We start from the raw sequence: 15941 nt of genomic DNA, 5'->3' as shown, positions 1-15941 counted from the left end.
TATGTATCAACTCACCTTCTCTTTCGAAGAGTTTCTTGCAGAGTTCTGGCAAAAGAAACCAACCATCATCAAAGGTGGCTTCAAAGATTTTATCGACCCTATCAGCCCAGATGAGCTGGCAGGCCTTGCTATGGAAGAAGAAGTAGACTCCCGCTATGTCGCCAAGCATGGCGACAAGTGGGATGTAAAACACGGCCCTCTTTCCTTCGATAACGTACCGGAAGATAACTGGTCATTCATCGTCCAAGCGGCTAACCATTGGCACGAAGGTGCCGCTCGTCTAATCACACCATTTCGTCAAATGCCCAATTGGCTGTTCGATGACTTGATGATCAGTTACTCAACTTCAGGTGGCGGTGTTGGCGCTCACATCGACCAATATGATGTCTTTATCGTTCAAGGATCGGGGAAACGCCACTGGCGGGTCGGCCCGAAAAAAGACGATTATGAAGAGGAATTTGGTCATCCGGCACTTCGCCAGATCAAAAGCTTCGATCCTATCATTGACGATATCCTTGAGCCGGGTGATATTCTTTACATTCCACCCGGGTTCCCGCATGACGGCTACGCTATCGATACCTCGATGAGCTTCTCTATTGGCTTCCGCTCGCCGAAGAAACAGGAATTGCTCAGCAGCTTTGCTGACTTTGTGATTGCTAACGAGGTGGGTGATGTCCACTACCACAACCCAGAACTACCAGCTCGCAAGACACCCGGGGCTATTTTGTCCAGCGAGTTTGCCGATATGGAAGCCATGATGCGTAGCCTGCTGGATCACCCAGACATGATGAAAAAGTGGATGGGTGAACACTTGAGCCAAAGCCGACACGAATTAGATGTGATTGCCGCCGAGCCACCATGGCAACAGGCCGAGATCTACCAGTTCCTCGAAAATGGTGAAACCCTCAAGCGGCTGGGAGGTCTTCGTGCCTTCTACTATCCAGAAAAGCCCCACCAGCTGTATATCAACGGTGAAACCTACGAACTACCAGAAGAATGTGGCACTGCCGCTAGCTATCTGTGTGATGCTGAAGATATCAGCCAAGACGTGCTGGGCAAGCTCATTGATCACCCCGCTTTTGTCGCCTTGCTGACACAGCTGGTTAATCATGGTTACTGGTACCCAAATGAGTAAGATCTAACCTTTTGAAATAAAAACACCGGGTGATTATCCGGTGTTTTTATTTGTCTAAGCGCGCACGGCTGACATCAAGTGCTTAATTATACCAATCTGGCTAAGTCGTTGAGCAAGTATTTATGTAGGTTGGTATTAGACCTTAAACTGACTAGCTAGAGCTTGTTGGTGCTGGGACAGCTCAGCCAACCGTTCGCCTATCCCTGCCGACTTTTCAGCCTCATCAAGAATACTTTCACTTAAGCCGCGTATATTCGAGACGTTGCGATTAACCTCGGCAGAAACCGACTGTTGTTCTTGAGCAGCGTGCATGATCTGTTCGTTCATCGACTGGATAGAGATCACCGCCTCGGTGATCTGCCCCAGACTCACAACGGCTTGCCCCACTTGAGAGGATGTCTCCCCAGCCAGTTGATTACCTTCTTCAATCGCTGCAACCACATCGCGCGTTCCCTGCTGCAGTATTTCAATAACAGTGCGGATCTGTCCGACCGAATCATGGGTACGACTGGCTAACTGTCGCACTTCATCGGCGACAACCGCAAAACCACGACCTTGTTCTCCGGCACGGGCAGCTTCAATCGCCGCGTTCAATGCCAGTAAATTGGTCTGTTCAGATATCCCCTCTATAACCTGGAGGATCTGGTTAATGTCTTCGCTGTTAGTTTCCAGTTCCTTGGCTACAGGGACGGCATTTTCCATTCTAACCACCAAGTTATCCATCGAGGTGGCAGATTGCTTGATCACCTGATGGCCATCGCGTACTGCGCTTTCAGCCTGCCCAGCCGCAACCACTGCCGTTTCGGTATACCCCACCACCTGTTCAGCGGTCTGGGCCATTTCCTCTGAGGCTGTTGCCACCATATCCACTTCACGGAACTGAGCTTGGCTACCATCTCGAGTGTGGTTAGCCACCTGTGCCGCTTCTTTTGACGTGGTACCAACATCATTAACGGCAACAACAACATCGCCGATTGTCGCCTGAAGTTTATCCAGGAAGCGGTTGAACCACAGTGCAAGCTGGCCAACCTCGTCATTCTGTTCGACATGTAGACGCTGAGTCAGATCCCCTTCCCCAGTCGCTATATCTTCAAGTCGCTCAGCGACATGGCGAATGGGCGCGACCAAACGAGAAGCCCCAAATACCACTAACAGTAAACCAGCAATAGCAACCACCAAACTAGTCACCAGCTGTACCCATGTCGACTGCTCACGCTGCTGTGAAATATCCGAGTCCAATAGGATAGCTTCGGCCAGCACCCGTTCAACAGGTAACTGGATAACTATCCCCCAGCTAATCTGCCCCAACCTTACCGGCGTGTAGGCATACAGCCACTGCTGATCGGCAGTCCAAAGTATTTGCTCTTTACTGCTCTGCAACCACTGTGTCAATTCACCAGGCAACCCGTCGGATTGATTAACCTTGAAACCTATTCGACTTTGGCCCTGATCCCAAGCGACAATAGTATTGTCCTGGCTGATCAGGCTGACATGACCGATACCGTCAAACAAAGCTTGATCAACGGCTTGCACCAAGGGTTGTAACGGTGCTAGTCGGATATCAATCCCCATCACACCAACAACTTCACCATTCACATCTAATGGAACAGTTATCGTACTCACCACTGGCGCTTGCTGGCCAAATATTGCCAACTGGGGGTTGGATACACACAGTCCAGTGGAGCTCTCGAGGCATTGCGACCAAACAGCTTGGCTAGAAAACAATTGCTGTTCAGAGAATATAAATTGCTCGGCTTCGCCTAATGGTGACTTAGCCCAGTACGGTGAAAAACGTCCCTGCTCATTGGCACCAACGTATTCGGCATTCACATAGTTGCGGTCTTCATCGTCGAGTGCATCGGGATTGAACACCACAAATGCGCCATGAATATTATCGAACTCATTGACGGTTCGACGAAGAAGTTCACTTATTGAACCACGCAACTCAGAGCTGTTAGTGTAGTTTTCTTCAGCATTGAGTTTTAGAAACAGTACACTTTGCGCCAGCATCTCGGCGCGGTATGCGGCTTCATCAAGATACTGCTGAACCGTGGTGCTTTGCTTTTCAGCTTGAGCCTGCACCACAAGTTGTGATTTTGTCCTGAGGGTAGAAAACACCTGCTGGCTGACGAGCTGCTGGTTCTGGGAGGCAAAATAAAAAGAGAGGCCTGTTAATACCGTTACTGTTGCCAGTAACCCTAGCCCGGCCATCAGGGCTATTTTCCATTTAACGGATAATGACCGCATACAACAATCCTTGTTCTACTGCTATTTCACTATCCCCAAGCAACTTTATTACCATCAATGGAAAAAATGATTGGAGATAACTCATTATTACATTTTACTTATAATAACATCAATGATTTAACAGTTTGTTTTAATTTGATTTCTTAGAGTTATCACGCAAGATTAGACATAAAAAAGGCGCGGCTTTTACACCGCGCCCAAAGCCTGTCACAGGCTTGAATTATTGAACGTTTAGACAAGAAACCGCGTGAACTTCATCGCCAGTCAATGTTGGCTTCTTATTGGCACACTCCACAGTTGCAACAGGGCAACGAGTTCGGAATACGCAGCCTGATGGCGGGTTCATCGGCGAAGGTAAATCCCCTTCCAGCAACTCAATGTGCTTGGCCCGCTCCAAATCCGGATCAGGAATAGGCACTGCTGACATCAGCGCTTTGGTATAAGGATGCTTTGGCTCACTAAATAATGCATCGGATTCACCCATCTCAACCGCATTGCCGAGATACATCACCAACACTCGATCAGAAATGTGCTTAACCACCGACAAATCGTGAGCGATAAAAATTAGGCTCAGGCCCATTTCTTGCTGCAATGATTTCAGCAAATTCACCACCTGCGCCTGAATTGATACATCTAGCGCTGAAACAGGCTCATCACAAATGATCATTTTAGGTTTGAGGATCAAAGCACGGGCAATACCGATGCGCTGACACTGGCCCCCTGAAAATTCATGTGGGTAACGATTAATCACGTTCGGCAGAAGACCCACTTTGGACATCATCGCTTTAACTTGAGCTTTAATATCTTCAGCAGAAAGCTCTGGGAAATAAGCTTTCAAAGGCTCGGCAATGATCTCACCTACCGTCATACGTGGGTTCAATGATGCCAGCGGATCCTGGAAAATCATCTGGATATCTTTACGCTTTTCACGCATCGCTTTGTGATCAAGCTTAGTCAGATCCTGACCGAGCCAAACCACCTTTCCATCTGTCGCTTCTACCAAACCGATCACAGCACGGGCAAAAGTCGATTTACCGCAACCTGACTCACCAACGACCCCCAGTGTTTCACCTTCATATAGGCGGATATCAACACCATCAACCGCTTTTAGGCTCAATGGCTTTGTCCATGGCCACGCTGATTTCTGAGCAATGCTGAAGTGAACCTTCAGATCATGAATATCGAGTAATACTTTCTTTTGAGCTTCCATTACCACGTCCCCACATCAGAAAAACACGCGCGTAAGCGACCTTCAGTAAATGCCTTCAATTGAGGCGCTTCTTGCGAACAGCGGCTAGATACACGGTGGCATCGTTCCTGATAAGGACAGCCGACAGGCAGGCGCAGTAAGTTAGGCGGGTTACCCGGAATCGTTGGAAGCTCTTCACCGTCGGTATCTAAACGTGGGATCGCTCTGAGCAGCCCCTCGGTATACGGATGCGATGGCTTGTAGAATATCTCATTGATTTTGCCGTATTCCATAGTACGGCCAGCGTACATCACCAGTACCTTGTCACAACTACCGGCTACCACACCAAGATCGTGAGTGATCATGATGATCGCCGTGTTGAAATCAGTTTTCAGCTCGTTTAACAACTCCATGATCTGTGCCTGTACAGTCACATCCAGTGCTGTCGTCGGCTCATCGGCAATCAGCAACTTAGGGCTGCACAGCAACGCCATTGCAATCATCACACGCTGACGCATACCGCCAGAGAACTCGTGTGGGTACATAGTAATACGCTTACGTGCTTCCGGGATTTTTACCGCATCCAACATGCGAACACTTTCTTCGAACGCTTCGGATTTCCCCATGCCTTTGTGCAGCATCAGTACTTCCATCAGCTGATCACTTACTTTCATGTAGGGGTTCAGAGAGGTCATCGGATCCTGGAAAATCATCGCGATTTGTTCGGCACGGATCCGGTTCAGTTCTTTTTCCGGCAGGTTAAGAATTTCTCGGCCTTCAAACTTGGCGCTACCGCCAATAATGCCGTTTTTGGCCAACAGGCCCATGATGGCGAAAACCGTCTGGCTCTTACCTGAGCCGGATTCACCAACAATGCCCAGGGTCTCACCCTGGTTGAGCGAAAAGTTTAGATCGTTAACCGCGGTGACAATACCGTCTTGAGTTTTGAATTCTACGCGTAGATCTTTGACATCTAATAAGCTCATAGTACTTCCTTATAATCTATCTACCTTTGGCCTGCCCACCGTTCCAGCTATTGCAGACCAAAGGTCTTCTTGTTATCTGTCTTTTGGATCCAGTGCGTCACGCAAACCGTCACCCACATAGTTAAAGCAGAACAGCGTCACTACCATAAAGGCCGCTGGGAACATCAATTGCCAGATAGCCACTTCCATGGTCTGGGAGCCTTCTTGCAGCAGAGCACCCCAACTGGTCATCGGCTCCTGAACACCCAAGCCTAGGAAACTAAGGAACGACTCGGTCAGGATCATAGACGGCACTAGCAAGGTTGAGTAAACCGCTACAATACCCAGTACATTCGGTACGATATGGCGGGTAATGATACGCCACTGACTAACGCCAGATACGCGCGCGGCTTCAATGAACTCTTTACTGCGCAATGACAGAGTTTGGCCACGAACGATACGTGCCATATCGAGCCATGAAATTGCACCAATCGCCACAAAGATCAGCATGATGTTACGACCAAAGAAAGTCACCAGTACGATCACGAAGAACATGAACGGGATCGAGTAGAGAATTTCCAGAATACGCATCATCACCCGGTCGGTACGGCCACCAATAAAACCCGAGGTTGCCCCGTAAAGAGTACCGATCAGGACCGCAACCAATGCGCCCATGATCCCCACCATCAGTGAGATCCGCCCCCCGACCAACGTACGGGTAAACAGATCACGACCTAAACTGTCAGTGCCAAAGAAGTGGCCTTCGGCACCGAAGCTTGGCGCGGAATGCAGTGCGTACCAGTCGGTATCATCAAATGCATAGTTACTAAACATCGGGCCAAAAATAACCGCCAAGGTGATCAAAGACAGAATCGTCAAGCTCACCATCGCCGCTTTATTTCGCATAAAACGGATACGGGCATCTTGCCACAAACTACGGCCTTCAATTTCCAATTGCTCGGAAAAGTTTTCAACCGCTTCTACATTTTCTTTTTTTGTCAGCATCATCGGTTGAGCCCCTTAGTAACGGATTTTTGGATCAATGTACGCCAGAACAATGTCGACAATGGCGTTGAAGATAATGGTCAAAGAACCAATCAGAATAGTGATACCCAATACTAGAGAGTAGTCACGGTTGAAAGCGGCGTTGACAAACAACTTACCTATCCCCGGCAGGCCGAAGATGGTTTCGATAACAACCGAGCCGGTGATGATACCGACGAAAGCTGGCCCCATATAAGAAACCACCGGCAGCAAAGCTGGCTTCAGAGCATGCTTGATGATGATGTAGCCGTAACCCAAACCTTTCGCTCGTGCGGTACGAATAAAGTTACTGTTAAGGGTTTCAATCATGCTGCCACGGGTAATACGGGCAAAAGTAGCCACGTACAACAAAGACATGCCCATCATTGGCAACAGCATGTATTTCATGCCACCGTCGTTCCAGCCACCAGCAGGTAGCCAGCCTAAATTGATAGAGAAGATATAGATCAGTACCGGGGCGAGAATAAACGACGGCATTACCACCCCGGCCATGGCCGTCGACATTATGCAGTAATCTATCCAACTGTTTTGCTTCAACGCGGCAATGGTGCCGACGGTGACCCCCATCACCAATGCAAAGATAAACGCAAAGAAGCCGATTTTTGCCGAAACAGGCAAGGCTTTGGAAACCAGCTCATTCACGGTGAAATCTTTATATTTAAAGGATGGGCCAAAATCACCTTGCACGATGTTGCCAAGGTACGTGGTGTATTGCTCAAATACAGGTTTATCTAGGCCATACTTGGCCTCGATGTTAGCCATCACTTCTGGAGGAAGTGGACGCTCGCTGGAAAATGGATTGCCTGGTGCAAAGCGCATCAGGAAAAAGGATATTGTAATTAGTACCAACAGGGTTGGTATTGCTTCAAAAATCCGTTTTGCGATGAATTTAATCATAAACTCCACCGTTCTTTTTAGTCTGTGACAGTAAAAATCTACTGGCTTGAAATGCCAGAAAGGGCACTGCTCTCATCCAGAGAGCAGCGCTTATTATCATGCTTCTTGCTGGTTATTATTCAGCAATGATGTACATATCTTTGGAAAACAGCTTGTCTTCTGCGTTGTTTGCAGGGTAGCCACCCACTTGTGGGTTAACCAGACGCGCTTTCACATATTGGTAGATAGGTGCAATTGGCATATCTTCGGCTAGCAGCTGCTCAGCCTGGATGTATAGCTGCTCACGCTCGGCATCTGAAGTAGAGTCCAGCGCTTTCGCCATGATCGCATCGTATGCCTTGCTGTTGTAACGAGGGTCATTTGAGCTGTTGTTGCTCTGCATTAAAGACAGGAAGCTTGATGCTTCATTGTAATCACCACACCAGCCAGCACGCGTTACGTCAAAGTCACCCTGACGACGAGTATCTAGGTAAGTCTTCCACTCCTGGTTTTCCAAGTTAGCGGTAACATCTAGATTCTTTTTCCACATAGAAGCAATCGCAACTGCAATCTTCTTGTGGTTTTCCGATGTGTTATAAAGCAGATTGAAATTCAGAGGGTTACCTGGACCGAAACCGGCTTCTTCTAGCAGCTCTTTCGCTTTCGCGTTACGCTCTTTCTGAGTCATTTGACCGTACTCAGGCGTCACTGGGTTGAAGTTAGCTGTAATTTCAGGTGTTAGGAAATAGCCCGACTTCTGGCCTTGGCCAAGCAGCGCTTTGGTCACGATGTCACGGTCAATAGCGTAAGACAGGGCTTTACGGACACGTACGTCGTCAAAAGGCGCTTTTTGGTTATTAAAGCCGTAGTAGTAAGAACACAGGTTACCGGAGATAGACACTGAATCAGCGTGCTGCTTCTCAAGGCGACGGAAGTGCTCGTTCGGTAGTTCGTTGGTGATATCAATCTCGCCTGCTAGGAAGCGGTTCATTTCAGCAACTTGGTTTTCGATTGGTAGGAACGTAACCTTGTTGATAACGGTTTTGTCGTTATCCCAGTAGTTTTCGTTGCGAGTTAATACGATACGCTCGTTGACAACCCAATTGTCTAGCGTGTAAGCACCGTTACCCACGAAGTTTTCTGGTTTGGTCCAGTTATCGCCAAATTTTTCAACAACCTTGCGGTTTACTGGCTTAACGGTGGTGTGACCCATCATCTTAACGAAGTACGGTACAGCCTGCTCAAGTTCGATAACCAGAGTGTTGTCATCTGTCGCCGAAACACCTAGCGTGTTCTTGTCTGCTTTACCCGCGATAATTTCATCTGCATTCTTCATGGTGGTCATTTCTAGATACCATGAGTATGGAGACGCTGTCGCTGGATCAACAGCACGCTTGAAGCTGTACACGAAGTCGTGTGCAGTCACAGGGTCGCCGTTTGACCATTTAGCATCTTTGCGTAGGTGAAATGTGAAAGTGCGGTTGTCTGTTGTTTCCCAAGATTCTGCAACACCTGGAACCGTGTTACCGTTTTCATCTTGGTTAACCAAACCTTCAAGCAGGTCGCGGATGACGTGTGACTCAGGCACACCTTCAGTTTTATGTGGGTCAAGGGAAGCAACTTCAGTGCCATTACCACGAACCAATTCTTGCTTGGCAGCAAGCTTTACCCCTTCAGGTACATCAGCAGCAAGTGTGGAAAAAGAAGTGGCTGCTACAGCCATACCAGCACCCAGAAGAATCGCCTGGGTAATTTTATTCTTATACATGCATTAGCTCCAATACATCGTTAAATACGTCCTTGCGTTCTCCAGTCGGTGCCATCTCACAATATTTGCATCATTAATCCTAAACAATACAAAGCAAACCGAAGAATTGGTCAAAACATTATCAGGCATTGAAGTAATTTGCCACATTTTGATTACAAAAACAGACATAATTCTTAATGGGGGCCGAATAACCAGTACAAGCAACTAGTTGACAGTTTTGTTGCAGCCGGATGTGTCACAAAACCCAATATATAGAGAAAAATCCGCCAAATACGCCAAAAAAAAGTAATAATTGAATAATTAATTGTAGGGATGAATAAATATATAGCAGAAACGTCTTAAAGGATTTACACCAACGCAATAAGTCAACAACATTTACGCAAAATCATGACATCTAGCTATAAAAAAAGCGCCTTTCGGCGCTTACTATTTATTCTCGCTATCCATGTTGATATTTGGGGGGACTTCATTTATTGATTGTTCTTTACCCTCAACCGTGGAATTGCGATCGTTGCTTATAGCTTCATCGAACAAACCATCGTGGTTGATATCTTCCATCATTTGCTTGATTCGACGATTAGACATTCTTTTGTGCTTCATGGAACCCTCCGCTGTTAACCACAGCAATTTTGACCCATAAATAATGTAATTTATGCCTTTGAAATACGCTGCCGCTGTTAGGTTATGTACTTCTGGCACAGCATAACTATGGCACAGGATCCGCATTTTTTCCTTCCTCTCTCCACAACAGCACCGCCGATATAATAACCAAACCGTATATAAAAAAACCTCAATAGATTAAGTTGTCACATACCTGAACTTTTCAACTTTGACACATTTATCTCACCACTGATTAACGCTACTATCGTTTTGTAGGGTAAATCTTTGGTTTAACCTACATTCCGTTCCCGTTCCGTTATCATTGAGAGTCAGAAAGTATGAGACCAGCTGGTTGTTTTTCGCGTCCAAGTCCTTCCCGCGTTCGCCACGGCTATGTGCCACCATCGCGCAAGCCAAAAGCAGAATAGCGTATCAACTAAACCTTGATAGACAAGTCTTCAAGCCCCTTAATGAGGGGCTTTTTTCGTTAACGCGGTATAACCGGAAACGGTTGATTTTGATCTGGTGTGGCAAGCGTCTCGGTTTCAGCCTGCAGGAGCTATTCCAGCTTTATAAGTCTGACGCACAGAAACCCTCTCAGGTACTACATATGTTCAAAACCATAATCACGCCAACAGAAGCTTAAACAGCAACAAGCCGATATCAACCGCTTGATGATGGAATTCAATGCAGCAAAAAGAAAATGCGACCCAACACCTGAAACAATTTGAGTAATTTTCCTCCTGATACCAATCTGGATAAGTCGTTGATCAAATATTTATGTAGGTTGGTATTCTACAGACTTGGCACTTCCCCTTCTTTCCATCTCCCAAAGACAAAAAGGCCCGGCACATGGCCGGGCAAAAAATAAATAAGACAATGAACGTTGAGAGGATTACCAGTAGACGCGGGCACCGATTGCGTAGAAGCTTTCGCTATCAACAGATTGTGCTTCAATCTGATTGTCGCTGTTTTTGTTGTTGTAGCCCAAAGTAGTACCATCACCATAGCCGTACTCGAAGTAGATTCGTGACCAGCTATTGAAGTGGTAGTCGGTACCGATGTAGAACAGCTTGCCGTCACCATCAACATTCAATGCTTTTGATTCTTGTTCTACATACTCGAAACCAGCGTATGCAGTTGCATTTTCAGCCCAGCTATAAGTGCCTGCAAGGCTGTAGCCATCTTCATCTATAGTGTCACCATTTGCTTTGTTCTTCAGCTCAGCGTTGTAGTAGGTGAAACCGACAAGTGCAGCACCGAATGTGTATTCAACTGTACCTTCAAAATAAGTATTTTCTAAATCAGCTGTAATAGCCTTAGAAACTTCGTAATCAGGTGTAATCTCAATAGTTTGAGTACCTACTTTGAATGCTTTATCACGATTCACACCACCACCAACGTGGAAGTTGAAACCACCATAACTAGAGGCAACGTAAAGCTCAGCTAGCTCTTGATTAGAGTCATCTTCCGATAGACCGTAGTTAGCTGCAACAATGAAATTTTCACCTTCATAGTTATATTTGATCAGCGAGTCATGGAGAGCGCCTGAAAGGGTTGAGTAACGTAGAGCAGTACCACCGAAGAAATATGAATAATCCGCGCCATAGATGTCATCCGAAACTAGCCATTGGCGACCAAAAGCGATCTTACCATAATCAGTGTCTACACCGACGAAATGTAAACGGTTGTTCAGTTCACCACCATTCCCTTGAAGACCGAACTCAACCTGACCGAAAATATCTACCGAATCTGTAACTGCATACTGTGCCTGTACACCTGCACGTGAAGAGCCAGCATTCAAAGTAACATCATCATCCTCTGATTTTTCAAGCTGGGTACGAAGTTGGCCGTAAAAATCGACAAGAGCTTCATCGGTTTTTAGGATTTCCACGGCGGATGCCGAGTGAGCGAAAAGTACTGCTGGGATTGCTACTGCTAGAAGTGTTTTTTTCATTATTACTTACCTGTAATGATTTTATATTTTTGCTTAGGCTCATCCAGAGCCGAAATGAAACATATCAACAACAAAAAAAATCATCAACAGAGCAAAAAACTGACATAAAAAAATATCACAGCACTTTGCATCACACAAAAAACATAAAACAAAAACATAAATAACCACAAAAAACCTAAATAACCTCATTAATATTCACTTTTCACCATGAGCCGTTCAGGATTTATTCAGCAACCAGGAGTCTAAATTACCATAATTATCAATAACTAAACCGAATAAGAACGTTACAAAAAAACCGAAAACGGTATAAGAAAAACAACCAACAGGTTACTTTTTGAACGCAACAAGAAACAAAACCGCAACAAGTGATACATTTTCCACGAGCCACAGCAAAAAAATACAATAAGAAACTTAGCTCACAGAAAAGGGAAATGATCTCTATCATTTCCCTTTTTAAGGTGGACGTAATTGAAAGGTAGTTTAAGCGGCTAGTGCAACGGAAGGCTAATTATCCAAATTTGGTGCTGTTCTTGGTGATATGCACCTTGCTCAATAATTTTATTTAAATACGCCATACGATGGTGCCCTTCCAGTAAATTGTATGGGGCTTTAAGCGACTTACCGTTTGTCATCGGTATATCTCGATCATAGCGAAGCACAATGGGAGCTTGTGGCCAAGTACCGGTTTCCTGCATCTGCTGCACCAACCAACTGCGCTGAAATATTGGGTTGGTCATGCGGCGCGATAATTTATCAACAACGTCTTGGTGAGGCGTATGAATTTGTGACTGAATTTGCTCACTGGTCCAAGACTCAAGTTCAAATCGCATTGACTGAAAATCCAACCAACCCCAGTTACAAAGTACCCCTTTCCAATGCCTAAAAAGCCACTGTTTTAGCACATCTTCAGGAAAATTAGGCAGGGCCTGACTGGCTTTTGGCAGCCACTCCTCCCAAGACTCACAGTGGCGGCCGCCAAAACCATCGGGTTCTAGTTCATAGAGTAGTCGATCGCTCCTGATCATAAGCATACTCCTCTGTTGCTTGATATTGCCTTAGACCGATTCCAATCGGCCACCATAACCATTCACTTTTAATGGTTATTTATACCCTTAAGTTCAAAGTAGCACAGAGCTTGGTGAAAAAATAGATGAATAATAAAGAAAGATTATGCGGGCTTGAGGCTTGAGGCTTGAGGCTTGAGGCTTGAGGCTTGAGGCTTGAGGCTTGAGGCTTGAGGCTTGAGGCTTGAGGCTTGAGGCTTGAGGCTTGAGGCTTGAGGCTTGAGCATATTGGCACCTGCATGATACAGGTGCCAGTATTACATAACTATTTTTGTTGCCAGCGATCGGCTGCGCTGGTATCAGTCTCGCGGGCATCTACCCAACGAGAATCGTCAGGTGTTTGCTCTTTCTTCCAGAACGGTGCGCGGGTTTTGAGGAAATCCATAATAAACTCGCAGGCTTCGAATGCCGCACCACGGTGGGCACTGGTCACGCCAACAAACACTATCTGATCGCCCAATGCTAGATCACCAACACGGTGGATCACGCGCGTCTTCAGCAACGGCCAACGTTCGCCAGCTTGCTCTACGATGGCAGCCAAGGACTTTTCAGTCATTCCTGGATAATGCTCCAGTGATAGACCGGTGACAGCATCACCTTGATTGAAATCACGCACTTTACCGACAAACGTGACTACCGCGCCGGCATCTGTCCCTTGGGATAATTGCTCATATTCATCAGCTACGGAGAAATCGTCAAACTGAACAGAAATCATGACTAGCCCCCGGTCACTGGTGGGAAAAAGGCCACTTCATCGCCATCTTTAATTTCGCTATTCAGAGAACTGATTGTCTGGTTAATCGCTACCAACAGCTTGCCCTGCTCCAACGCTAACGGCCACTTGTCACCTTTTGCGACCAGATGCTGACGCAACGCTTCAGCGGTAGCAAATTCAGCGGAGACTTCCAGACGATCAACACCAACAAGCTCTTTAACTTGTGCGAAAAATAATACGTTAATCATGATTCCACCTTGAAATGTCCAGATTTGCCGCCCGTTTTTTCCAGCAGACGTACTTGCCCTATCACCATATCTTTTTGGACAGCCTTACACATGTCATAAATGGTCAATGCCGCAACAGAGGCTGCGGTCAGCGCTTCCATTTCTACACCCGTTTTACCCGCCAGTTTACAACAAGACTCAATACGAACCATGTTTTCTGCTTCAATTGCTTCAAGCTGAACTTCAACTTTCGACAGCAGCAGTGGATGACACAGCGGGATCAAATCCCATGTCTTTTTAGCAGCCTGAATACCGGCAATACGAGCGGTGGCAAATACATCACCTTTGTGGTGCTGGCCAGAGACGATCAGCTCAAGAGTTTCCGGTGCCATATGCACAAATGCTTCGGCACGCGCTTCTCGGACCGAATCACTTTTTGCTGACACGTCAACCATGTTTGCTTCACCTGAAGCATTAATATGCGTAAATTGGTTCATCCGTCTGTCCCAAAAAAGAAAATTTGAAAAGGTGGCGATCAGCCACCAATAGAAGCAAGGTTTGGTGTCATGCCAGTATTGCCATCATCAAGAAAGTGACTGACCGCTTTTTCTGCCAAACCACCTTGGATACGGGCGATCAGCTCATCACGTTGTTCATCACGCTGAAGCAGATCGCGCAACTCCACACCATGATCACCAAACAGGCACAGGTGCAGTTTACCCAATGCAGAAACACGCAGGCGATTACAGCTCTTACAGAAATCTTTCTCGTAAGGCATGATCAGACCAATTTCACCCTTGTAATCAGGATGACAGAATACTTGTGCCGGACCGTCATTATTACTTTTCAGCTTAAGCACCCAGCCATTGGCAATCAGGTAATTGCGAATACTGACACCGGAGACATGATGATTATTGAACAAGTCGTCCATTTCACCAGTTTGCATCAGTTCGATGAAGCGCAGCTGGATTGGCCGAGTCTTGATCCAATCAAGGAACTGCGGCAGCTGCTGGGAATTAAGATCTTTTAACAATACGGTGTTGACCTTGACTTGTTCAAAGCCAGCATCAAACGCCGCATCAATGCCTTCCATGACCTGATTAAACATGTTCTCACCGGTGATCTGGTAGAACATTTTAGGATCAAGGCTATCAACACTCACGTTGATATGGGTCAGACCGGCTTCACGCCACTCATGAACATGTTTGGCCATACGGTAGCCATTGGTCGTCGTAGCGACTTTACGTATACCTGGTTGTTGGGCAACCGTGCGGATGATATCGGTAAAGTCACGGCGCAAGCTTGGCTCACCGCCAGTAATGCGTACTTTTGACGTGCCACACTCAGCAAACGCGCCTGTCACACGCTGAATCTCATCCAGCGTCAGGAAGGATGGCCTTCTCTTCTGTTGAGGGTGATAGCCATCAGGCAGGCAATAGGTACATTTAAAGTTACAGACGTCTGTAACCGACAAACGCAAGTAATAGAACTTGCGATGGTGATTATCTTCAAATTGTTTCGCCACGGAACACCTTTCCAAGTACGGGAGGCCGATTCATTTCTTTATCGACCCTGGTGACAACTAGTCACTGGCTTGAGTCACATATCCCCCACAATGAGGCACTTAGTGAAAAAAGCTCGGAGCATGGCAATTGTACCGCACAGGATAAAACCAAAATGCGCACAACAGCGTATAAGTTATAAAAATATCAGAGGAATAGCCATACAGGCAAACTCTCGTTTTTTTTCGTGCTGCATTCTACCTTTCAGCCGATTTCACGACAATACTACTAAAGGTAATACCCGTAAATTTTCTGACTATAAAGTGAGGACATTATGTCCAATATTATTGAATCAGCGACAATCGATGATATTGCCCTCTACTTACAACGTGAAGAAGGGCTCGATTCGACCCATGCCCATGAGCAAGCCAAGCTTGTGATCAGTGGCTTTATTGACATGCAGGAGAAAGGATTAATCAAAGGCTGGTACTTTGATGAGCAGAGCCACTTAGAGTTACTACCAAGCGATAACGCGATGAAAATAATTGCGAATCAAAAATAATTCGCAAAATGCAAATGCCTTATTGGTATTTTTTTGCATTTTAAAAAGATAAATAGAGTCAAACGCGCTGAAAACCTATTTTAAGCGGTA

The 15941-nt window shown here is 46.3% G+C and carries 16 protein-coding genes and 1 riboswitch; of the genes, 2 read left to right on the top strand and 14 right to left on the bottom strand.

Annotated features, from left to right (window positions below):
• The first annotated feature begins 1 nt into the window (after position 1).
• Positions 2-1135: a ribosomal protein uL16 3-hydroxylase gene (locus NHN17_RS09255; RefSeq protein WP_255042063.1), complete on the top strand. Its 1134-nt coding sequence runs from the start codon at positions 2-4 to the stop codon at positions 1133-1135.
• Positions 1136-1270: 135 nt separating this feature from the next.
• Here NHN17_RS09255 and NHN17_RS09250 read toward each other — a convergent pair whose 3' ends face one another.
• From NHN17_RS09250 to moaA, 14 genes are all read right to left on the bottom strand, one after another.
• Complete coding sequence (locus NHN17_RS09250; protein ID WP_255042062.1) at positions 1271-3382, bottom strand: methyl-accepting chemotaxis protein; 2112 nt, start codon at positions 3380-3382, stop codon at positions 1271-1273.
• 220 nt (positions 3383-3602) lie between these two features.
• Complete coding sequence (oppF, locus tag NHN17_RS09245; RefSeq protein ID WP_255042061.1) at positions 3603-4592, bottom strand: murein tripeptide/oligopeptide ABC transporter ATP binding protein OppF; 990 nt, start codon at positions 4590-4592, stop codon at positions 3603-3605.
• A complete protein-coding gene (locus tag NHN17_RS09240; protein WP_255042060.1) occupies positions 4592-5557 on the bottom strand; it encodes an ABC transporter ATP-binding protein in 966 nt (321 codons plus the stop codon). The genes oppF and NHN17_RS09240 overlap by 1 nt, the downstream gene beginning before the upstream one ends.
• A 72-nt stretch (positions 5558-5629) precedes the next feature.
• Entirely contained in the window at positions 5630-6541 is a 912-nt protein-coding gene (oppC, locus tag NHN17_RS09235; protein WP_255042102.1) for an oligopeptide ABC transporter permease OppC, read from the bottom strand.
• A gap of 15 nt (positions 6542-6556) precedes the next feature.
• Complete coding sequence (oppB, locus tag NHN17_RS09230) at positions 6557-7477, bottom strand: oligopeptide ABC transporter permease OppB (protein WP_255042059.1); 921 nt, start codon at positions 7475-7477, stop codon at positions 6557-6559.
• A gap of 115 nt (positions 7478-7592) precedes the next feature.
• The gene (locus NHN17_RS09225) at positions 7593-9224 is read right to left on the bottom strand and encodes an ABC transporter substrate-binding protein (protein WP_255042058.1); all 1632 of its coding nucleotides are present in this window, start codon (positions 9222-9224) and stop codon (positions 7593-7595) included.
• Positions 9225-9650: 426 nt separating this feature from the next.
• Positions 9651-9824, bottom strand: coding sequence for a hypothetical protein (locus tag NHN17_RS09220; RefSeq protein ID WP_255042057.1), 174 nt, complete (start codon positions 9822-9824; stop codon positions 9651-9653).
• Positions 9825-10719: 895 nt separating this feature from the next.
• Positions 10720-11781, bottom strand: coding sequence for a porin (locus NHN17_RS09215; protein WP_255042056.1), 1062 nt, complete (start codon positions 11779-11781; stop codon positions 10720-10722).
• 488 nt (positions 11782-12269) lie between these two features.
• A complete protein-coding gene (locus NHN17_RS09210) occupies positions 12270-12806 on the bottom strand; it encodes a hypothetical protein (protein WP_255042055.1) in 537 nt (178 codons plus the stop codon).
• A gap of 143 nt (positions 12807-12949) precedes the next feature.
• Positions 12950-13072 carry a hypothetical protein gene (locus tag NHN17_RS09205; RefSeq protein WP_255042054.1) on the bottom strand — a complete coding sequence of 41 codons (123 nt, stop codon included), beginning with the start codon at positions 13070-13072 and terminating at the stop codon, positions 12950-12952.
• Between the two features lie 38 nt (positions 13073-13110).
• Positions 13111-13560: a molybdopterin synthase catalytic subunit MoaE gene (gene moaE, locus NHN17_RS09200; RefSeq protein ID WP_255042053.1), complete on the bottom strand. Its 450-nt coding sequence runs from the start codon at positions 13558-13560 to the stop codon at positions 13111-13113.
• Positions 13561-13562: 2 nt separating this feature from the next.
• Positions 13563-13808, bottom strand: a complete 246-nt coding sequence (moaD, locus tag NHN17_RS09195; RefSeq protein ID WP_255042052.1) for a molybdopterin synthase sulfur carrier subunit — start codon at positions 13806-13808, stop codon at positions 13563-13565.
• Positions 13805-14284: a cyclic pyranopterin monophosphate synthase MoaC gene (gene moaC / locus NHN17_RS09190; protein WP_255042051.1), complete on the bottom strand. Its 480-nt coding sequence runs from the start codon at positions 14282-14284 to the stop codon at positions 13805-13807. The genes moaD and moaC overlap by 4 nt, the downstream gene beginning before the upstream one ends.
• 38 nt (positions 14285-14322) lie before the next feature.
• Positions 14323-15312, bottom strand: coding sequence for a GTP 3',8-cyclase MoaA (gene moaA / locus NHN17_RS09185; protein WP_255042050.1), 990 nt, complete (start codon positions 15310-15312; stop codon positions 14323-14325).
• Positions 15301-15443, bottom strand: a riboswitch (molybdenum cofactor riboswitch). Its footprint overlaps the gene before it by 12 nt.
• Before the next feature lie 180 nt (positions 15444-15623).
• Here moaA and NHN17_RS09180 point away from each other — a divergent pair.
• Positions 15624-15851, top strand: coding sequence for a hypothetical protein (locus NHN17_RS09180; protein ID WP_255042049.1), 228 nt, complete (start codon positions 15624-15626; stop codon positions 15849-15851).
• Positions 15852-15941: the final 90 nt, after the last annotated feature.

The sequence above is a fragment of the Photobacterium pectinilyticum genome (assembly GCF_024357955.1).
Taxonomy (GTDB): Bacteria; Pseudomonadota; Gammaproteobacteria; order Enterobacterales; family Vibrionaceae; genus Photobacterium; species Photobacterium pectinilyticum.
The sequence above is the reverse complement of the archived record's forward strand: the minus strand, read 5'-3'. Positions and strand labels throughout refer to the sequence as shown.